The organism is Pseudoalteromonas sp. P1-7a (assembly GCF_001401855.1).
Lineage (GTDB): Bacteria > Pseudomonadota > Gammaproteobacteria > Enterobacterales > Alteromonadaceae > Pseudoalteromonas.
The window spans coordinates 1-21,597 of sequence record NZ_LKDU01000037.1; the positions used below are offsets into that span (position 1 = coordinate 1).

Sequence of the window (21,597 nt, forward strand, 5' to 3'; positions counted from 1 at the left end):
AAGTGGTGGAGGGAGCTGGATTCGAACCAGCGAAGGCTGAGCCGTCAGATTTACAGTCTGATCCCTTTGGCCGCTCGGGAACCCCTCCAATGCAACGGCGCTGATAATAGCAAACTGCGTATTTAAGTAAAGAAAAAAGCTAAAGAAATTTGAAATAAAGCCGATAAATATCTATCAGTTATCATAATCGGCTAAAAACTATGCAAATCGATGATTTGTTAATCACAGAGAGTCAGCTAAAGACCAGGCTAAATAAAAGTGTGCATGAAAATCGCAGAGGTGAATTCTCACTTTTATTAGCGATGCTATCGCATGATGCGCTGGATTTTAGTCAATTTCACTTGCCAAAAAGTGAGACGCATAGTGCTTATGTAGACGAAGAACAGTTAAGGGAGCGCTTTGGTGCTGGGCCAAAGCAATTATTAGCTCCCGAGAAATTTGATATGAGCATAGGGCAAGAGCACGCATCGATGATTGTTCAACAAGGTGAGCAAGCAGGTATGAAAGCAATAAAATTAAGTCACTGCTTAAACCCTGAGCCACTAGCGATTAGAGATGATAAGTCACATATTCCTTTAACAGTAATCGATAACTGTGAGCTATCAGTACGCAGGCGCATAAATGACACGCACACCGCGCTTGCAAGCCCACAAATGGATGCCGCCGCATTTTATGACGATTTAACTAATGAGGCTATACACAAACCATTACTTGTTGCTAACGTATAAAAATAATTTAACACTTGTGCGCTTTAAAAGCCTAAAACACCTTATATTTAATATTTGGTTATGCAATAAAATAGAACAATTCTTTTTTTGTTTAAAAAAAGCATCCACAAATTAAATGCAATTGCTATAATGGCTGCAAATGGTATGACTTGAGTGCCATTATCATTAAATCAAGGTAATTAGGAACGTAATGAAGAAAACATTCACGCTAAATCATGAGAAAATCAAATACCCTCGTATGGTTGATGCTGCAAAGCATGAAGTGAAAAAATATTTGAAAAGAGAGCGCAATAAAGCGCTACCTGTTGAAGCTGATTACTGGGCGTTTGACTGTAAGTTTGGCACAAGTGCCGATGATGCAGAAGTTGTTCACGTAGCTGAAATTAACAACAAGATCAGTGAAATCGAAAAACAGGCGCTTACTTCATTCTATGTTGAGATTTTAGCTAGACCTGCGCAGCGTGAATCGTTCGATTTAGATGATGATGAATAAAAACCCAATAGCAATATTGTAGAAAATGGACCTAAATGGTCCATTTTTTGTTTTAGCTAGTGGTTAAGTTCGTTATTGATACTACTTAAGTATATTACTTTATAAAGCGTGGCATTTTTTATATTTCTTAGCACTTCCGCAAGGGCAGGGGTCATTTCTATTAACTTTAATATCGGCTACCGGGTTAATAATACCCTCTAAATAACGCCATTCACCATCCTCTTTTATAAAGTCTGATTTCTCATCCAGTTCACAATATAAGTTTTGGTAAAAATAATACGCGTTAAAGGCAACAGAGCCTCGCTCATCACTTTGCTGCGTATCGCGTACAACTAATTTTACAAAGCGGCAGCTATTGGCAAAGTCAGCAATTTCATTTACTGGGTTTTGTGCTTGTTTTTCTTTAGCGTAAGTTTTAAATACATAAGATGCATTTTTTAATGCATAAGCACTAAAGCGCGAACGCATTAATTGCTCAGGTGTTTTTGGGGCTTTTATATCAAGATGATAAGGTTGGCAACAGTCGCCATAATTAAGCTGACTGTTGCATTTGCAGGCGCTGGTACTGGTTACACTCATAAAATACTAATTAACATAAATCAAAAATGTATTTTACCAAGCTTATTGAGTAAGTGATATTGCTGTAGTGCTGGTTTTTTTAGTCAAGCAAAATAGCTTAGCGCTTCTTTTATTTAAATTAAGCGATAAATTAACAAGCTGTTGCTCACTGACTATGCCGGTCCACGTAATAATGGCTGCAAAATTTCCATTATGGAGTGCGGAGTTAAGCACATACTCTAAATTTACTAAATGCTTTTGCCTTATCACAAGCAATTTGCTGGTATCAATAGAGCAGCTATCTAGTAAGGCTTTACTGGGCACATGGTCAGGCGCAATTAGTAAGGTCCACGCATTCGAGCTATTGTATTGATGCAACACTTTTAGCATCTCAAATGTTGCAGAAATTTCATCTTCTACTTTTATTAAGTTTACTAACTCATTTTCGTCATGTTGTTGGTAGCTTTTAACGTTTCTTACGGTAATTGGCTGTAGCATAGGTCTCACTCACTGGGTTTATATACAGTACGTGTATACAGTAGTTTATACAGTTGTTGTGTGCAAGTGTTTTTTGTTATTTTTTATACAGTTGATGGCTTTAAAAAGTAAATAATAAAAATAAAACTTTAAAAACAGTGGTTTATGATTTATCTGTAAGAGTGAAAAACGAGGGTGCTTGCGTAACTGTATAAAGTGTAGCAGCGCTATACAGTACTTAAGAGGTAGCTATACAGTTGTTTTAATGTGTTTTACAGTACTTAGCAATACAGTAGTTAGTCATTTTTGGGGATTAAGTGAGCATACTGTATTTGGTGTATTTGCTCAAACAAGCTGGCTGCGTAGCACTGAGCGTCTCTAAGACGTTTGGTGTCGATATATTTTCTTAAATCATCTAAAGCAGCGGTTGCCGGTTCATAGCCTTGGCTGCTGGCTAAGCTAAGCCATGCTGTTGCGTGAAATACACTTTTTGGTACGCCTTGGCCTTTGACAAAAAATAACCCTAAATAAAACTGGGCGCGATGATTTCCAGCCATTGCGGCAAGACGCATCCATTTAGCTGCCAATGGTGCTTGGTTATGTTTTAAATAATACAGTGCTTTATTAAGTGCTGTGTGCTCGCTTACATCACTATTGCTTTCAGCGCTTTGGTTTATAGGCTGAGTTACAAAGTCTAAAATGTTGTTTAATTGCTGCTCTAAGTCTTGTCCGCTAGGCTGAGTCTTATTCATACATTTTCTTTTATATAGTTTCTACGTCAACAGTTTAGTATATCGCAAGGTAAAATGTCCTGTTTATACTTAATTTTATGATAAAATCTCGTCACTTTTTACAACCACAAGTCTATTATGCTCGAAGCTCTATTTAAACTCCGCGAAAACAACTCCAATGTGCGACGCGAAAGCATTGCAGGAGTCACTACTTTCATCACTATGGTTTACATTGTATTTGTTAACCCTGCAATGCTTGCTGAAGCAGGCATGGATCAAGGTGCTGCATTTGTAGCCACTTGTATTGCAGCTGCTATTGGCTGTTTTATTATGGGGCTGTGGGCCAATTATCCTTTAGCACTTGCACCAGGTATGGGCCTTAACGCATTTTTTACTTATGGTGTAGTTTTAGGGATGGGTTATAGCTGGCAGGCTGCATTAGGTGCGGTATTTATGTCTGGTTGTATATTTTTAATATTAAGTTTGTTTAAGGTCCGCGAGTGGATAATTAATGCGATTCCTTTGGTTTTAAAACAAGCTATAGCAACAGGTATAGGCGCGTTTTTAGCGTTAATTGCACTAAAAAATGCAGGGATTATTGTTTCAAGCCCAGCAACATTAGTGCAGCTTGGTGATATCACTTCGGCGGGCCCTTTATTAGCTATATTAAGCTTTTTTGTTATTGCGGCTTTACTTTATCGCGATATAAAAAGTGGCGTACTTATTAGCATTTTGCTAGTAACAGGTATTGCGTTAAGCCTTGATTTAGTTCAGTACCACGGCGTAATTTCAATGCCACCGTCTATTTTACCTACGTTTATGCAACTTGATTTTGCAGCGGCTCTAGAACTGTCCATGTTAAGCGTAATTTTTGCGTTTTTGTTTGTTGACTTATTTGATACATCGGGGACGTTGGTTGCGGTAACTCAAAAAGCAGGCTTAGCCGATGAAAAAGGTAACATGCCGCGCTTAGGGCGTGCTTTAAGTGCAGATAGTACAGCGACCATTGCCGGCGCAATGTTGGGTACTTCAACAACCACTTCTTATATTGAGTCTGTGGCCGGTGTATCGGTTGGCGGGCGTACTGGCTTAACAGCCGTTGTTGTAGGTGTATGCTTTTTGCTAATGATGTTTTTTGCGCCGCTTGCGCAAATGGTACCAGCTTATGCAACAGCGGGTGCTATATTATACGTTGCGGTATTAATGCTGCAAAACCTTAAGTTTGTGAACTGGGATGATATGAGCGATGCAATTCCAGTAAGTGTTGTACTGCTTATGACGCCACTTACATTCTCTATTGCACATGGTATTGCGCTTGGTTTTATATCGTATACTGCGGTTAAGTTACTATGTGGTAAACGCGATCAAGTGAGTATTAGTGTGTGGATTTTAACGGCGCTGTTTATTATTAAGTTTGCGTTTTTATCATAATAGCTAATACCGATTCGCTGAATTAACAGATGTACTTAAGGGCGGGTAAATTATTATTTAGCGGCTATCACTCAGTGCCATTGCCTAGTTATACCGTGTATATCTCTTGCAGTGGTAAATGAGTGTTTATAACGGAGTGAGTGCTAGGTAGTGCCCTAAAGTACATTCGTATTTACCCATGGTAAAAACAGTTTAGTAGATACAAAAAAGCCCATACATTGTGTATGGGCTTTCTTTTAGTTATTTAAAATTACCATTTCTTTTTAGGGGCAAATAACACATCGAGGTCATCTTGCTCAGCTTCTGCTTTTTTCTTAAGGGCGGTGGCGTTTGACGCTTTTAGTTCAGTACTTATTTCTTCTAAATAGCCTTCGACTTCTTGGCGTTTAGTATTTACGTATTCATCTGAATAGGTAACGGCACTAAGCGTGGCATAGGCTTTCTCAAAATACTGTCTGGCAGAGCCCACCATACTTGCCGAACGAGCAGATAAACCGCGTTTTATTTGGCTTTCTATATTAATTCTCAGTTGTAGTTTTTCTAGACGCTTATCTTCTGCGGCAAATACTTGGCTATCTACGCGTCCTTTACTGTGCTCCGAACGCATAATTACTCTAAGCTTTTTTATACCCTGTATTAACGAAACTAATTGTTTGTCGTTACTTGGTAGCGATAAGTTGTCGTTGCTATTGCCTTGTACTGGCGCACTTAGCTTTTCTTTAGCTTCGTTCATCCTACTTTTTAATGCTTTAGAATTAGGTGAGTGTTTCACCATGGCGTTTAGCGCCTCGTAACATCTACGTTGCAAAGCGCGTATAACATTTTCAGAAAGCGGAATATTGGCGCTATTCATTAGCGCCTCTTCGGTTTCTTCGATTATCGCTTTTTGTTTTGTTAATTCTTTACGACGTTCAACTTCTTGTTTTTCTTTATGCTGTTGTACAGCGCTTACCCACAGTGCAATCACTATTAGCGCCACTATAAGCACAATTATAATCGAAACGATCATGGCTTAACTCTCGGATTCACAATCTATTTTTTTATATTACATCAAATATATGCTTTGAGGGTAGCTTTGCGCTGATTAACTTTAAAATATGTTAAAAATTAGATATAAGAATAATGTATTATAAGTTGAACCTGAATAAACATCGCTACCTGAAGCGAATTTATTATGCTAGCCTTAGCTTCTAAATAATGAAGGTATAAGTATGCATTTAGGCAAGTATTGTACAAATTAAATTTGTCTCTATAGCCTGCTACCTTCATGCTGGCCTAATAACAACGTTAAAACTGCAACCATGAAATTACAACAACTTAGATACATAGTAGAAGTTCAAAATCATAAGCTAAACGTATCAGCTACCGCTGAAAGTTTATTTACCTCACAGCCTGGTATATCTAAACAAGTGCGTATGCTAGAAGATGAGTTAGGTGTACAAATTTTCGGCCGCAGTGGTAAACATTTAACGCATGTTACAAGTGCCGGTGAAGAAATAATTAACATTTCTCGCGAAATTCTTTCTAAGGTCGAAGGAATAAAAGCCGTTGCTAATGAACATACCTTGCCTGATCAGGGTAAACTAAACATAGCCACTACACATACTCAGGCTCGTTACGCTTTACCCAGTGTTATCCAAGGGTTTATGAAAAAATACCCCGCTGTTTCGCTGCATATGCACCAAGGTACACCGCAACAAATATCTGATGCGGCAGCGCGCGGAGACGCTGACTTTGCCATCGCAACTGAGGCGCTTCATTTATACTCAGATTTAGTTATGCTGCCTTGTTATCATTGGAATCGCAGCATTGTAGTGGCAAAAGATCATCCATTAGCCCAAAAGGCCGACAGTTTAACTGTTGCTGATATAGCTCAGTATCCACTTATTACGTATGTATTTGGTTTTACTGGTCGCTCTGAACTCGACAAAGCATTTAATGCACATGGCCTTGAGCCACACATTGTGTTTACTGCAACAGATGCCGATGTAATAAAAACGTATGTAAGGTTGGGGCTAGGTGTAGGTGTAGTTGCCTCAATGGCCGTTGATCAATTAAGTGACACTGATTTAGTGTGTATTGATGCTAGTCATTTATTTGAAGCGAGTACAACTAAAATTGGCTTTAGAAAGGGCAGTTTTTTACGTACTTATATGTATGACTTTATTGAACGTTTTGCCCCGCATTTAACTAAAGAGCGAGTAGAGCGCGCTAGTTTGTTACGTAATCAAGAAGATGTTGATGCGTTGTTTGCAGACATAGAACTGCCGGTAAAATAGCAAAGCTTTATACAAAAAATAAAAAACCGCGTATTGCTACAATGCGCGGTTTTTGTTTTTATACGCTTAACATTCAATAATGTTTACCGCTAATCCACCGCGTGCGGTTTCTTTGTATTTTGTTTTCATGTCGTTGCCAGTATCAAGCATGGTTTTAATGACTTTATCAAGCGACACCTTTTGCTCGCCACTGCCACGTATTGCTAGGCGCGAGGCATTAATTGCTTTAATGGCGCCCATGGCATTGCGCTCAATACACGGTACTTGTACCAATCCGCCTACAGGGTCGCAGGTTAGGCCTAAATTGTGTTCCATGCCTATTTCGGCGGCGTTTTCAACATGTACTACATTACCACCAACAATTTCGGTGAGTGCGCCGGCAGCCATTGAACAAGCCACACCCACTTCACCTTGGCAGCCTACTTCTGCACCCGAAATAGAGGCATTTTTTTTGTATAAAATACCAATAGCCGCTGCGGTTAATAAATAGCGCGTGGCTATGTCGCGGTCCACTTCTTTAATAAACGTGTGGTAGTACATTAATACGGCCGGTAATATACCCGCTGCGCCATTTGTAGGCGCGGTAACTACGCGACCCCCCGCGGCATTTTCTTCATTTACAGCAAGGGCAAATAAATCCACCCAATCCATTGCTCTAAGCGGGTCATTGCTTACTTCTACATTTAATTTTAAATATAAGCTAGGTGCACGGCGTTTAACTTTTAAACCACCTGGTAAAATGCCCTCGGTGCGCATGCCTCGCTCTATACAGGCTTTCATAACTTGCCAAATATTAAATAGCTCGTCTTTAATGTCGTCTTCTTTGCGCAGCGTTTTTTCGTTATGCATCATTAAGGTTGATACACTCAAGCCCGACTCTTTACATAGCTCTAGCAAATCTTTTGCGCTTTCGAATGGGTAAGGCGCAGGGTTTTGTTCACGTATATCAAGGGCTGCTTGTTTTTCGTTTTCAAATTCTTCATCGGTAACAATAAAGCCGCCGCCAATAGAATAGTACACTTTGCTATATACTTTTTCGCCATTGCTTGAGGCAATAATTTCCATTGCATTAGAATGCTTAGGTAAGGTTTTACGACGATGAAAAACAATAGCTCCTTGCTTAGGAAAGTTCGCTTTATGGGTTTGGTTTAGGTATATCACTTGCTCTTTTTCAATAGTAGCAAGAATATCGTCAACTAAATCAGCATCAATTGTTTCTGGATCGTATCCTGCAAGTCCTAATATTACGGCTTTACCGGAGCCATGGCCTACGCCGGTTTGACCCAGTGAGCCATAAAGCTCAACTTTTATATCGGTAACAGAAGTTAAAAGTTGTTGTTCTTGAAGGTCATTAACAAATAAGCGCGAGGCGCGCATTGGGCCAACGGTGTGTGACGACGATGGGCCAATACCAATGCTAAACATATCAAATGCACTGATCATATTATGGGTCTCTACTATATTTACTCAGCCCTGGAGCTGTTCTTTGAACGGTCGAGTATCATAACGTTAATTCTATATTATGTAACTATTTGCCAATAAGTTTTAAACTGGTAGGGCAAGCTGTTTTGTAAAGTTTTTTATAATGCTAGCCGTTGCTCCCCACAGTAATCCGTGCGGTGTACTAAACCCTTGCAAGTTGATGTTTTTGCCAAATCGTTGAAAAGGAATGGGCTGCCAATTGGCCTCGTTTGAAAGCTGGGTAAGCGACAGTAAAAAGCTAGCTTGCACTTCATTATAATCGTTCTCCCATACTGTGTGTTCACCAAGTAAACCCACAAATGGGCTAATGCTAAAGCCAGTTAGGGTAGAGTATTGTGGCAGCTGCCCGAGCACTTTAACATTACTTGGCGCTATATTAAGCTCTTCGTGTAGTTCTCGAAGCGCTGTGGTGCGCAGGTGCTTATCGCTTTGCTCAAATTTACCGCCGGGTAAACAAATTTCCCCAGGGTGATGATGTAAATAAGTAGGGCGTTTGCACAATAAAATATGCGCCTGGTTATCAACATCAATAATAGGCAGCATAACCGCACTGGCACGCTTTTTACGGGTATCTTTTATTTGATTTGGCGCGGCAGTAGGGCTTAGCTGAAACCGCGCCATAATATGTTCACTATTCAAAGCGTTCTACTGTTTTAATAAAGGAAGTATTTTATTCACTTTATCGTATGTTTCTTGGTATTCCAATTCGACTTTAGAATCAGCGACAATACCACCACCGGCCCAGCAATAAATGTGTTCGTTATGACAAACCAATGTACGGATTGTAATACTGGTGTCCATATTACCGCAGGCGCTTAAATAACCTATGGAGCCACAGTAAATACTACGCCTATGAGGCTCTAGCGCTTCAATTATCTCCATAGCTCTAATTTTAGGCGCGCCAGTGATTGACCCACCGGGAAATGCTGCTTCAAGTTGATCAACACACGTTTTATCCTCATGGAGCTCGGCCGTGACAGTGCTCACTAAGTGATGAACAGCCGGAAAGCTCTCAATAGCAAACAGTGAGGGCACCTTTACAGAGCCAGGCTTTGCCACTTTGCCTAAATCGTTACGCAGTAAATCAACAATCATTACGTTTTCTGCGCGGTCTTTGGTTGAGTTTTCAAGGGCCCTGGCTTGTTGCTGGTCTGCGATGGCATCGGCCATACGTGGCAAAGTGCCTTTGATAGGTTTTGTTTCAACTATGTTGTCGTGAACTGCAATAAAGCGCTCGGGCGATATTGATAAAATAGCACCACCTGGGTGGTTTATGAAGCTAGAGAACGGCGCTTTATTTGCTACACGTAATATTTTATAGGCTTGGAAAGGATCGCCTTTAAAGCTAGCACTAAAGCGTTGCGCGAGGTTGATTTGATAGCAATCACCACTTTTTAAATAATCTTGTATTTGCGCAAATTTATCAGCGTATTCATGTTCGCTCATATTTGATTGCCAATCACTGGTGAGCGAAAAGTGTGCAGGAGCTATATCGTTTGTTAAATATTGCTGGTAAAGCGCTAAACGATTCACCTTTGGTTGAGAAACGTAAAACCAGCTTTGCTGGCGTTTATCAAATATTAGCGCATCTAAATAAAGACCAATGGCCATTTGTGGCAATGCTATATCGTGTTTTGCCGTGCTTGGCATGTGCTCAATAATACGGCCTAAGTCGTAACCAAAATAACCAAGCCAGCCGCCATTAAAGGGCAGATTATTAGCGGCTTTTTGCGCGCTAAGTTTACTTAGCTCATCGTTCATTATTGTAAAGGGATTACGTGAGTCAAGTTGTTGATTAAATACGCTTTGATTGTTATTGACTTCTAAAATAGCGTGGGGCTCTATCGCAATAATATCGTAGCGACTATTTATGTGCTCGCTATTGGCTGAGTCTAGTAATACGGCATAGGGTAAATGCGCAAAATGCGCGAAAACATCAATGCAGTTTTGTGTTATGGCTAATTTTACACAATTTTTTTCATTGTTTAGCATTTACTGCCCCTTTAAGAACTGGCTCGAAACGGGCTGGGAGGGTATCATAAGTCAAATTTTTTTGGCAGCGTTAGTATCAAATCTACGTTGTAATTAAAACAGTGCAAACCACCGTCACCGGTTTGGTATAGATTACGCTTAAGCGTAACGCTAACTTAAGGAACCACTATGAGTACAATCCGTCAGCAAGACTTTATTGATAGCATTGAAGATGCGTTGCAATATATCTCTTTTTATCACCCCCTTGATTTTGTTCAAGCGCTAGAAAAAGCCTACAACAAAGAACAAAGCAAGGCTGCAAAAGATGCAATCGCGCAAATTTTAATTAACTCGCGTATGTCGGCTGAAGGCAAGCGTCCATTGTGTCAAGACACGGGTATTATTACCTGTTTTGTAAAAGTAGGGATGGATGTTAAGTGGGATAAAACAGATTTAACCGTACAACAAATGGTTGATGAAGGCACACGTCGCGCATATTTAAATCCAGATAACCCACTACGCGCTTCTATTGTAGCTGACCCTGCTGGCACACGTAAAAACACTAAAGATAATACCCCTTCAGTTGTACACATTGATTTAGTGGCGGGCGGCGAAGTAGAAGTAATGGTTGCAGCGAAAGGCGGCGGCTCAGAGAACAAAAGTAAAATGGTTATGCTAAACCCATCTGACGATGTAGCTGCATGGGTAGAAAAAACGCTACCGACAATGGGCGCTGGTTGGTGCCCGCCAGGCATGCTAGGTATAGGTATTGGCGGAACCGCCGAAAAAGCAGCGGTAATGGCAAAAGAGTCGTTAATGGACCCGGTTGATATTCATGAATTAATGGAGCGCGGTGCAGAAACAACGGAAGAAAAACTGCGTTTAGAAATTTTTGAACGTGCTAACAAGCTAGGTATTGGCGCGCAAGGTTTAGGTGGTTTAACAACGGTTGTTGATATTAAAGTAAAAACAGCGCCTACGCATGCGGCATCAAAACCTGTTGTGATGATCCCTAACTGTGCTGCTACGCGCCACGTACACTTTACACTAGACGGCTCAGGCCCTGCAGATTTAAAAGCGCCTAAGCTAGAAGACTGGCCAGAAGTCACCTTTGAAGTAGGTGAAGGAACGCGTCGTGTTAATTTAGACACGCTAACTAAAGAAGATACTCGCGAGTGGAAAATGGGTGAAACTATTTTACTCTCAGGTACTATTTTAACAGGCCGTGACGCTGCCCATAAACGCTTACAAGATATGATCAATTCAGGTGAAGGTTTACCTGAAGGCGTAGACTTCGATAATAAGTTTATTTATTACGTTGGCCCAGTTGATGCTGTAGGTGATGAAGCCGTAGGCCCTGCTGGCCCTACAACAGCAACACGTATGGATAAATTTACCGATATGATGCTAGAAAAAACCGGCATTGTAGGCATGATAGGTAAAGCTGAGCGTGGTCCTGCTACAGTTAAGTCGATTAAAGAGCATAAATCGGTTTATTTAATGGCTGTAGGTGGTGCGGCATATTTAGTATCTAAAGCAATTAAAAAAGCACGCGTGGTTGCCTTTGAAGATTTAGGAATGGAAGCAATCTACGAATTTGAAGTAGAAGATATGCCAGTTACAGTTGCTGTAGATAGCGAAGGTGCAAATGCACACACACAAGGCCCTGCGATTTGGAAAGCTAAAATTGAAGAGCTAGACGGTAAGCTTAAATAAAGGTTTGCGTAATCTAATAACAAAGCGAGCTTAGGCTCGCTTTTTTTGTATTCTTTAATAAACACACTAAAAAAGCGCAAATCTCCTCTTTAAATAAACACCTCAGACCAGTTACGGTAAATCTGATTTTTTCTTCATAAACCTATACACTGTGCGCCTTTGCTGGGAGGGGAGCTGTGTAATACAAGGTTTACACTTGGCGTTACCTTTACGTTCACGTAAGTGTGAGCGCACTTTTGAACGGCGGTGTTAGTTTTAAATTTAACTTATATGCCTTTTGTTGGATTTTATATCCATGTTTCTACGATATATGGGTTTATTAATTCACACGGCTCACTTTTTAAGGGTTTAACTTGTCATTGTGTGGCCCCCTTAAAAATGAAGTGGTAAAGTTTCGTCAATTTCCAGCGCTCATCCCTCTCACGGGTAAACTATTTTGGAGTAATAACAGTGGCTGTGTTTAATCAAGCTGAATTTGATAACCACGAACAAGTGGTTTTTTGTTCTGACGAAGCGTCAGGTTTAAAAGCAATTATTGCCGTGCACAATACTAACCTTGGCCCTGCAGTTGGCGGTTGTAGAATGTGGGATTATGCAAAAGATGAAGACGCAGTATACGATGTGCTGCGCTTATCTAAGGGCATGACCTATAAAAATGCAGTCGCACGTTTGCCATTTGGTGGTGGTAAATCAGTAATTATTGGTGATGCAAAAAAAATTAAGTCTGAGCAGTTATTCCGTGCTTTTGGCCGCCAATTAGAGCGATTAAATGGCAGTTACTATTCAGCAGAAGATGTGAACATTACCTGTGATGATGTTGCATTAATGAATAAAGAAACAAACTATGTACTGGGCCTCGAAGGGAAAAGCGGAAACCCGTCACCTTTTACAGCATATGGTACTTTTTTAGGAATTAAAGCAGCGTTACAGCATCAGCGAGGTCATCAAGATTTTTCGGGTATTAAAGTGGCTGTGCAAGGCTTAGGTGCTGTAGCCTATGGTTTATGTAAACACCTAGCTGAGGCGGGTGCGCAACTATTTGTAACTGATATAAATCAAGATTCAGTAGAGCGTGTAGTTAATGACTTTGGTGCAACATCGGTAGGTATTGATGAAATTTACGATCTTGATGTTGATGTGTACGCACCTTGTGCGCTTGGCGCAACGGTTAACGATGAAACTATACCACGCCTTAAAGCAACGATTATTGCAGGTTGTGCAAATAATCAATTAGCACAATCTCGCCACGGTGAAGTACTTCGCGAAAAAGGTATTTTGTATGCACCCGATTACGTTATTAACGCTGGTGGCATTATTAATGTGTATTACGAAACTGCACCTCAAGGCTACAGTGAAGCGGCGTCTAATAAACATGTTGAAGGCATATACGATACGCTTACTGAAATTTTTGCGCGTAGTGAAAAAGAGCAAAAATCAACGCATTTAATAGCCGATGAGTTAGCGCAAGAGATTATTAAAAACGGTCTTTAATTTAGCTCTATTATTTTTAAAAAGGCGTACTTTGGTACGCCTTTTTTGTTTATACTTTATGGCGTTACCTTTAACCGTATGGATAATATGACTAATACAAACGCCTTAATGGAGCCAATTAATTTTGATACTTGGCCTCGCAAGCAACACTTTGAATTGTTTAAAAACTTCACCCAGCCATATTTTAATGTGTGTGTAACACTTAACGCCAAGCCTTTATTTGAATATTGTAAACAAAATAAACTGTCTTTTTTTCAAGCATATGTGCATGCCACACTAACAGCATGCCACGCCTATAACCCGATCATGCTAAGGATTATCAATGAGCGTCCATGGCGCTTAAAGCAAGTTAGAGCCAGTGTGGTAGAGCTTGCCAGTGATGATTCGTTTATATTTAGTTATTTTAATTATTCGTCTTGCTTTGAAGCTTTTTCTCAACACGCGACTACTATAAGTGCTAATGCTAAATCTCAACCGTTATTTTCTCAGGCATTCAATCAAACCGAAGGGCAAGCTGATTTGATACATATTTCAGTGCTGCCATGGCTGAACTTTAGCAGTTTTTCGCATGCTTTTAGTGAAGGGAAATGTTTAGGCATTCCTAAGTTTGTGTTTGGTCAATATAACAAAACCACGGGACTAATGCCGTTTTCGATTGATGTGCATCATTCTTTAATGGACGGTTTACACGTCGCCGCGTTTATAAGCGTATTACAAGATAATATTAACAACTTTTGTAAAGATTAATTAAATTTAGTTAATGCAATGTGTTTATTCGCTATGGTAGTATTTTTAATTAAATAAGTGGGTATAAGTTAATTTGTAACGATTAGCTGATACGTTTAAAAGGTGTGTTTAGCACGTATTATTTGTTGTTGACGCTATTGTTTAGTTTAAATTAAAGCGCTTGTTAGCGCTTAAACAAAGCATAGTGTACTCACCCCGTGCGTATAGGGATTTTAGCACTTTGTTGGATGTACAGTTTAGATGTGACCAGTGCCGAGTAAATTCTTTCCCGCTACGCTTAAATAACGTTAAAACGCTTACACAAGTAAAAGAATAACTAAGGCAGTTGATGATGAGACAATTAAGCATTATATGTTCTTTTTTCGTCATGTTTTTATGTGAAGCTCAAGAGCAAACGCGCTTACCGTTGAGCGATTATTTTTCTGAAACATGGAATACTCGCTCAGGACTGCCGCATAACAGTATTAATAGTGTTACTCAAACTCAAGATGGTTACTTATGGGTTGCTACCTGGGAAGGTTTAGCACGCTTTAATGGCCAAGAGTTTACAATACTAACCCGTGCCCATATAAATAATTTACCCGATTCAGGTTTAAGGGCCTTAACACCAACACAAAGCGGTGGGCTATATATAGCGGGCTCGCGAGGTGGGATTAGTTTATATCAACATAGGCAGTGGGACACGCAGCGCTCAGCGTCTACCATGGTTAATCATTTAATCGAAAGTGCTGATAAAAGCCTATGGTTAGCCCTTGAAAACGATGGGGTTTTTTATCGTGAGCACAACAGCGATACTGACCTTGCGATAATTAAAAACGTGAGTGCTTATCGCGTTATAGAAGACAGCGACGGGGTTATTTGGGCTGCAACTAGTGCGGGCCTTTATAAAATAGATAATAAAATACCCACCTTAATGACGCCTCACTTTGGTTTACCCAATGCGCCCGTATACAATTTATTAATTACCCGAGGCGGCTCGCTGATAGTGGGAAGCGAAAAAGGCGCTTGGATCAAAATAAATTCGCAGTTTCGGCCTATACATGAACAGCTTGCAAATGAATCAATTTCTAGTTTACTAGAGGATAACCATGGTGATTTATGGTTCGGCACAATTAATAAAGGGGTATTTAGGTTATCACCTGACGGTGTCGAGCAATTAGATGCCAAAAATGGACTGCCAGCCAACCGAATTTTGTCTTTGTTACAAGATAGAGAAAATAGCATTTGGATTGGCACAAACGCGGGATTGTTTCGTCTGCGTGAGTCGCCGTTTTCATCGTGGACCCATAAGAGAGGCTTAGCGGGGGATTATACCCGTACAGTGCTTTCTCACTCTGATGGTAGTTTATGGGTTGGGGGCAGCTCGGGCTTAAACATAATCAAAAACAATCGGGCTATTTTGGTCTCAGGCTCTAAACAAAGCAATCCTTACTCTATACTCAGTTTACACGAAGCACCCGATGGGAGTGTATGGGCTGGCACCTATACCTCAGGTGTTTTAAAAGTAGTCAATAATACCTTTACCCCATTCATTAGTCGTAGTACGGGTCTTGGAAGTAACGAAGTAAGAGCGTTATTATTTGATTCTAAAAACCGTTTGTGGATAGGCTCGGCCATGGGGCTTACGCGCATAAATGAAGATGGCAGCTTAGAGCAATTTACAAATAAAAAAGAGTTACCAAGCGGGTTTATACTCACGCTTAGTGAAGATAACGCAGGTAATATCTGGGTAGGCACCGGCAATGGGGTGGTGGTATTTGATATTGTTAGTGAACACTTTACAACGGTTGAATTTCCGCGTGAGTTTTCTGCTAAATATGCGTTTGGGTTTTATATTGATGATACTTATACCTGGATGGCTACAGATAGAGGCTTAGTACGCTATGAGCTAAAAAGCGGGAAAATGGCAATGCTTGGCTTAGAGCAAGGTTTACCTATCGATAAACTATTTCAAGTGGTGCCGCATAATGGCTCATTTTGGCTCTCGAGCAATCGCGGGATCATTCAAATCGATAAAAATCATATACAACAAATTCTTGATGCTCCTGCGAACGCTAAAACACCTGTGCTTAACTATCAACTGTATGATGAAGGCGATGGTATGTTAAGTGCGCAGGCTAATGGCGGCTCAACGCCTTCGGCTGTAACGCATCACGATGGGAGTATTTGGTTTGCAACTGCTAAGGGGGTAAGTACTGTAAAACCTGCTCGCTTAAAAGCATCAACGCAAATTGCACTGCCGACCATTATTGAAAATATTTTTGTAGATGGTAAGCCTATTGCACTTCCGCTTGAAGGTGAGTCGGTCTTTTTACCGCCGGGGGTTTCTCGTTTATCGTTTCATTATGCAGGGCTGAGCTTTATTATGCCGCAGCGATTAAACTTTCAAACCCAATTAAAAGGGTTTAACGATAAATGGGTTAATCGCCAACATATGACCGGTGCTGAGTACACCAATTTACCTCCAGGTGAGTATACCTTTATGGTACGCGCAAGTTACCCTAACGCACATTGGCAAGATAATCAGCAAGCTGTAAATATTGTAATTCAATCATTTTTTTGGCAAAAACCGCAATTTAAGTTTGCAATATTTGTACTTTTTTTAATGGTTATTTTTGCCATATACAAATACCGTTTATATCACTATAAAAAAATAGAAATAGAGCTGACTAATCGCGTAAAAAAACAAACGCAAGACCTACAAACGCAAGCCAATGCGTTTGCGTACCAAGCAACGCACGACCAACTTACCGATATGCCTAACAGGCGTGCTTTTAATAGCTGGCTTGCCCATAACTTTGCCACTTACAAACAGCAAAACCGACCTTTAGCCATAGCCATACTGGATATTGATCACTTTAAGCGAATTAACGATAACTGGTCGCATATAGTTGGCGACAAAGTGATTTGTACTATTGCAGATCTGCTTAAAGATGGCTGCCAAGAAAACCAGCATATAGCACGATGGGGCGGTGAAGAGTTTACCATTGTTTTTGCAGATAAAACCGCCGGCGAAGCAAAAATGATATGTGAAGCACTGCGCGAGAGCATTGCTCAACATGACTTTTCGGCCATTGGTGAGGGGTTAAGTGTAACAGCGAGTTTTGGTTTGTCTGACTCAACCAATGTGGGTGATTACGACCGTCTTTTATCGCGAGCAGATCAAGCCTTATACAAAGCTAAAAATAGCGGACGAAATTGCACAGAAATTATCTGATTGAAAATGAGTGCAGGCGCACATATTAATAAGAGACTAACTTATTTTGGATGTCCCCATGATAAACGGGCTACTCATTTTTGCTTTGGCTATTTTTGTTGTAATTTATTGGCGCTGGCAGGCACTACAAAACTGGCTTTGGAATAAAAAATATAAAAACGCGGTTTTAAACTCTCAACAAAAAGAAATACTCCTTCGTTGCATGCCTATCTATAAAAAGATGACGGACAACGACAGAGCCAAGCTTGAGCGCCACATAATATGGTTTTTAAGCGAAAAGCGCTTTTTAGGCCGAGACGGACTAAAGCTAACCCCCGCCATGAAGCTGATAGTTGCTGCCGATGCCTGTGTGTTAGTGCTTAATAAACCTTGGCCACTTTATAAAAACGTAAAAGAAATTTTACTCTACCCTAGTGCGTATTACGCGCCGCAATCTACACGAGATAGTGCTGGGCTGGTTAGTTACCACAACGCTGTGCGCTTAGGTGAGTCGTGGCCTGGTGGCACATTAGTGCTGAGTTGGCACGATGTACTAGAAGGTAACCGCTTACCAAGCGATGGTCATAATTTAGTGTTTCATGAATTTGCCCACCAGTTAGATCAAGAAACCGGAAAAACCACTGGCACTCCATTACTAAAAACCCCCAATGCTTACAAAGAGTGGGCCCGTGTGTTTAGCCGTGCTTTTGTACAGTTAAAAAGTCATGTTGCTTATAACATGCCCCATGTTATTCATAGTTATGGGGCAACCAACGAGGCTGAGTTTTTTGCTGTACTCACAGAGACCTTTTTAGAAAAGCCAGCGCAGCTTAGACAACACGACCCTGAAATTTATAGAATGCTGGTGGATTACTACCAATTTGACCCTATAGTTTGGCATTAATTTTTGGTGCTTGGTCTGATAACGCTGGCAAGTTAGCGCTGTTTTTGTTGCAATCGTGTTAGAGAGTTTAACTGCAATAATAACAAGCGAGAAATGCATGAAAAAAATGCTTCACACTGCACTGGCTTTATCAGTCGCCCTAGCAATAGGTCAGCCGTACGCAAACGAAGATCAAGAAAAGTGGCAGGTAGACTCACCAAAAGGTGAGTTTTTAGATGCAACCATTAGTACCGAGCAAGGCACATGGATGAACATTGATGTTAGTCCTGATGGCAACACGCTAGTGTTTGACTTACTTGGCGACATTTACACTATGCCTATAAGCGGAGGTGAAGCAACTAAACTCACCTCAGATATTGCTTGGCAAATGCAACCTCGCTTTAGCCCAGATGGTAAATATATTGCGTTTACCTCAGATCAAGGCGGTGGTGATAATATTTGGGTTATGGATGTTGATGGAAGCAATCAACACGCTGTGACTGACGAAACCTTTAGACTTTTAAACAGCCCCGCATGGAGTCCTGATGGCGATTACCTTGTCGCACGTAAACACTTTACCGCTAGTCGCTCACTAGGGGCTGGAGAAGTGTGGCTTTATCACAAAGCCGGTGGTAAAGGTGTTCAGCTTACTAAACGCGAGAACGACCAAAAAGACTTAGGTGAGCCAATGTTCTCGCCAGATGGGCGCTATGTTTACTTTTCTCATGATGCAACGCCTGGTAAAACCTTTCACTACTCTAAAGATTCTGTTGCCGGTATTTATAAAATTAAGCGCTTTGACCGACAAACCGGCGACATTGAAACAATTATTGAAGGAATGGGCGGTGCAATAAGACCGACTCCTTCACCTGATGGTAAAAAGCTTGCCTATATAAGACGTGATGATTTTCAAACCAGCTTGTACCTATACGACCTAACCAGTGGCGAGCACACTAAGCTCTACGACAAGCTTGAACGCGATATGCAAGAAACCTGGGCTATTCATGGAGTGTACCCGACAATTGCTTGGACCCCAGATAACGAAGAGCTTGTGTTTTGGGCTGGCGGTACAATTCATAAATTAGCCGTTGATGATAAAACAGTCGCCCCAATTGACTTTAAAGTACAAACCACTAAAAAGATTCAAAAGGCAGTACGCTTTACACAAGATTTAGATACCGATGAGTTTGACGTAAAAATGCTGCGTAACGTACAGGTTAGCCCCGATGGCGAAACCGCTATTTTTGAAGCATTAGGGTATATTTATAAACGCGATTTAGACTCAGGTAAAATTAAGCGCTTAACTAAACAAACCGATCATTATGAGCTGTTCCCGCAGTACTCCCGCGACGGTAAAAAGATTGTTTACACCACTTGGAATGACAGTAAGCAAGGCACTGTGCGTGTGGTCTCTGCGCGCAGTGGTCGTGGTGATACTATTACAACGCAACCGGGTAAGTATGTAGAGCCTACGTTTAGCCCTGACGGCAAAACAATCGTTTATCGTAAAGCCACCGGCGGAAGTATTTTAAATCCTAAGTGGTCGCTTAACCCGGGCGTTTATAAAGTAAGTGCAAAAGGGAAAGAGAGCGAGCTTATTTCTAAAAGTGGTTATCAACCTCAGTTTGGTAGTACCAATGACCGTGTATTTATCATGAGCCCGTGGCCTAAGCCTACCTTAAGTGTTGTGGAGCTTGAGAGTAAAAAGATACGCAAGCTTTATGAGTCGGAGCATGCCACTGAATTTCGAGTTTCACCAGATGGTAAATACTTAGCGTTTGCAGAGCGTTTTAAAGTATTTGTTACCCCGCTGGTGCAAAGCGGTTCACCTATTACAATAAGCCCTAAAGATAATCAGTTTCCTATTGAGCAGCTGTCTGTACGTGCGGGTGAAAACATAAGCTGGAGTGCTAATAGTAATAAGCTGTACTGGAGCTTAGGCCCCGAGCTATACCATGCAAGCCTTGATGGCATGTTTGCTATAAACAATGCAGGCGAGGCCGACTTTAAAGTTAAAAGTGGCGAAAACATTAGCTTTAGTAAAAAAATGGCCGAGCCAAAAGGTATGATTGCTTTAAAAGGTGCAAACATTATTACCATGAATGGCGAACAGGTCATTGAAAACGGCGTTATAATTACCGATGGTAAACACATTAAATCGATTGGCAAAGTGGGTGAGGTTACTATTCCTAGAGATGCCGATGTTATTGATGTTACAGGTAAAACAATTATGCCTGGGATTGTTGATGCGCACGCACATGGCTCTCAGGCAAGTGATGAAATAATCCCACAGCAAAACTGGAAAAACTTCGCAGGTTTAGCGCTCGGTGTTACCACAATTCATGACCCATCAAACGATACATCAGAGATATTTACTGCCAGTGAAATGCAAAAGGCCGGTATGATTGTTGGGCCACGAATTTTTTCTACCGGCACTATTTTATATGGAGCAAATATGCCTGGTTACACCTCGCACATTGACTCCTTAGACGATGCTAAATTTCATTTAGAGCGCCTTAAAAAGGTTGGAGCCTTTAGTGTTAAATCGTATAACCAGCCGCGCCGCGAGCAACGCCAACAAGTTATTGAAGCAGGGCGAGAGCTTGAAATGATGATAGTGCCAGAGGGCGGCTCACTGTTACAACATAATTTAAGCATGGTTGTTGATGGGCATACGGGCATTGAGCACTCAATTCCGGTTGAGAATATTTACGATGATATAAAACAATTATGGTCGCAAAGTGATGTAGGTTACACACCAACGCTTGTTGTCGCCTATGGCGGAATTTGGGGGGAAAACTACTGGTATGACAAAACCGATGTGTGGAATCATCCGCGTTTAAGTAAGTTTGTGCCTAAAAATCAATTATTACCGCGTTCAATGCGCCGAGTAAAAGCGCCCGATCATCACTATAACCACTTTAATAACGCCCGTGTCGCTAAAGAGCTGCAAGATTTAGGTGTACTGGTAAATTTAGGTGCGCATGGGCAACGTGAGGGCTTAGGTGCCCACTGGGAAATGTGGATGTTTGCTCAAGGCGGTATGAGTTCACTTGAAGCAATTAGAGCCTCTACGCTTGACCCTGCTAAATACTTAGGGCTTGATAAAAATATAGGCTCGTTAGAAGTCGGTAAGCTTGCCGATTTAATAGTTATTGATGGCGATCCGCTGAAAAATATTCGCGATTCAGATAAAGTCGATTATACCATGATCAATGGGCGCTTATTTGATGCAAGCACAATGAACGAAGTGGGTAAAAAGCCGCGAAAGCCACTTTATTTTGAAAAGCTATAATTGTAATACACATTTAAAAAGCGGCTATTAGCCGCTTTTTTTAGCTCAAAATAAGTTATTTAATAAAGCGAATTGATAGAAGGTGATAAACAGGCATAAAAAAACCGCTTAACGCGGCT

The 21,597-nt window shown here is 40.9% G+C and carries 17 protein-coding genes and 1 tRNA gene; 10 read left to right on the forward strand and 8 right to left on the reverse strand.

Features of this window, described 5'->3' with window-relative positions; all coding sequences use genetic code 11:
* Positions 1 to 3 precede the first annotated feature (3 nt).
* A tRNA-Tyr gene (locus AN389_RS17380) sits at positions 4 to 88 on the reverse strand.
* 112 nt (positions 89 to 200) lie between these two features.
* Here AN389_RS17380 and AN389_RS17385 point away from each other — a divergent pair.
* Positions 201 to 728 (forward strand): VC2046/SO_2500 family protein, encoded by a 528-nt coding sequence (locus tag AN389_RS17385; protein WP_055016566.1) that lies wholly within the window; start codon positions 201 to 203, stop codon positions 726 to 728.
* Positions 729 to 918: 190 nt separating this feature from the next.
* Positions 919 to 1,221: a DUF6172 family protein gene (locus tag AN389_RS17390; protein ID WP_055016567.1), complete on the forward strand. Its 303-nt coding sequence runs from the start codon at positions 919 to 921 to the stop codon at positions 1,219 to 1,221.
* A gap of 99 nt (positions 1,222 to 1,320) precedes the next feature.
* Here the strand turns inward: AN389_RS17390 and AN389_RS17395 are convergent, their stop codons facing one another.
* From AN389_RS17395 to AN389_RS17405, 3 genes are all read right to left on the reverse strand, one after another.
* A complete protein-coding gene (locus tag AN389_RS17395; RefSeq protein ID WP_055016568.1) occupies positions 1,321 to 1,800 on the reverse strand; it encodes a YchJ family protein in 480 nt (159 codons plus the stop codon).
* A gap of 42 nt (positions 1,801 to 1,842) precedes the next feature.
* The gene (locus AN389_RS17400) at positions 1,843 to 2,277 is read right to left on the reverse strand and encodes a SulA-like leucine-rich domain-containing protein (RefSeq protein ID WP_055016569.1); all 435 of its coding nucleotides are present in this window, start codon (positions 2,275 to 2,277) and stop codon (positions 1,843 to 1,845) included.
* A gap of 275 nt (positions 2,278 to 2,552) precedes the next feature.
* Positions 2,553 to 3,008 carry a tetratricopeptide repeat protein gene (locus tag AN389_RS17405; protein WP_055016570.1) on the reverse strand — a complete coding sequence of 152 codons (456 nt, stop codon included), beginning with the start codon at positions 3,006 to 3,008 and terminating at the stop codon, positions 2,553 to 2,555.
* A 117-nt stretch (positions 3,009 to 3,125) separates the two neighbouring features.
* On the opposite strand from AN389_RS17405, the gene AN389_RS17410 reads away from it, so the two are divergent.
* Positions 3,126 to 4,418 (forward strand): NCS2 family permease, encoded by a 1,293-nt coding sequence (locus AN389_RS17410; protein WP_055016571.1) that lies wholly within the window; start codon positions 3,126 to 3,128, stop codon positions 4,416 to 4,418.
* Positions 4,419 to 4,668: 250 nt separating this feature from the next.
* Here the strand turns inward: AN389_RS17410 and AN389_RS17415 are convergent, their stop codons facing one another.
* Complete coding sequence (locus AN389_RS17415; RefSeq protein ID WP_055016572.1) at positions 4,669 to 5,427, reverse strand: hypothetical protein; 759 nt, start codon at positions 5,425 to 5,427, stop codon at positions 4,669 to 4,671.
* 292 nt (positions 5,428 to 5,719) lie between these two features.
* Here AN389_RS17415 and cysB point away from each other — a divergent pair, with 292 nt between their 5' ends.
* Positions 5,720 to 6,697, forward strand: coding sequence for an HTH-type transcriptional regulator CysB (gene cysB, locus AN389_RS17420; RefSeq protein WP_055016573.1), 978 nt, complete (start codon positions 5,720 to 5,722; stop codon positions 6,695 to 6,697).
* 66 nt (positions 6,698 to 6,763) lie between these two features.
* Here the strand turns inward: cysB and AN389_RS17425 are convergent, their stop codons facing one another.
* The 3 genes from AN389_RS17425 to pabB all read right to left on the reverse strand — a co-directional run bounded on the left by AN389_RS17425 (position 6,764) and on the right by pabB (position 10,171).
* Positions 6,764 to 8,140 carry an L-serine ammonia-lyase gene (locus AN389_RS17425; RefSeq protein ID WP_055016574.1) on the reverse strand — a complete coding sequence of 459 codons (1,377 nt, stop codon included), beginning with the start codon at positions 8,138 to 8,140 and terminating at the stop codon, positions 6,764 to 6,766.
* A 102-nt stretch (positions 8,141 to 8,242) separates the two neighbouring features.
* Entirely contained in the window at positions 8,243 to 8,818 is a 576-nt protein-coding gene (locus AN389_RS17430) for a CoA pyrophosphatase (RefSeq protein WP_055020347.1), read from the reverse strand.
* Between the two features lie 6 nt (positions 8,819 to 8,824).
* Positions 8,825 to 10,171: an aminodeoxychorismate synthase component I gene (pabB, locus tag AN389_RS17435; RefSeq protein ID WP_055020348.1), complete on the reverse strand. Its 1,347-nt coding sequence runs from the start codon at positions 10,169 to 10,171 to the stop codon at positions 8,825 to 8,827.
* 168 nt (positions 10,172 to 10,339) lie between these two features.
* On the opposite strand from pabB, the gene AN389_RS17440 reads away from it, so the two are divergent.
* The 6 genes from AN389_RS17440 (at position 10,340) to AN389_RS17465 (ending at position 21,478) form a co-directional block, all read left to right on the forward strand.
* On the forward strand, positions 10,340 to 11,866 hold the full coding sequence (locus AN389_RS17440; RefSeq protein ID WP_055020349.1) for a fumarate hydratase: 1,527 nt from the start codon (positions 10,340 to 10,342) through the stop codon (positions 11,864 to 11,866).
* 450 nt (positions 11,867 to 12,316) lie between these two features.
* A complete protein-coding gene (locus tag AN389_RS17445; protein ID WP_055016578.1) occupies positions 12,317 to 13,357 on the forward strand; it encodes a Glu/Leu/Phe/Val dehydrogenase in 1,041 nt (346 codons plus the stop codon).
* Between the two features lie 108 nt (positions 13,358 to 13,465).
* Positions 13,466 to 14,104 carry a CatA-like O-acetyltransferase gene (locus tag AN389_RS17450; protein WP_082422788.1) on the forward strand — a complete coding sequence of 213 codons (639 nt, stop codon included), beginning with the start codon at positions 13,466 to 13,468 and terminating at the stop codon, positions 14,102 to 14,104.
* Positions 14,105 to 14,432: 328 nt separating this feature from the next.
* The gene (locus AN389_RS17455) at positions 14,433 to 17,321 is read left to right on the forward strand and encodes a ligand-binding sensor domain-containing diguanylate cyclase (RefSeq protein WP_327077942.1); all 2,889 of its coding nucleotides are present in this window, start codon (positions 14,433 to 14,435) and stop codon (positions 17,319 to 17,321) included.
* A 58-nt stretch (positions 17,322 to 17,379) separates the two neighbouring features.
* Entirely contained in the window at positions 17,380 to 18,204 is an 825-nt protein-coding gene (locus AN389_RS17460; protein ID WP_055018760.1) for a M90 family metallopeptidase, read from the forward strand.
* Positions 18,205 to 18,301: 97 nt separating this feature from the next.
* Positions 18,302 to 21,478 (forward strand): amidohydrolase family protein, encoded by a 3,177-nt coding sequence (locus AN389_RS17465; protein WP_055020351.1) that lies wholly within the window; start codon positions 18,302 to 18,304, stop codon positions 21,476 to 21,478.
* Positions 21,479 to 21,597: the final 119 nt, after the last annotated feature.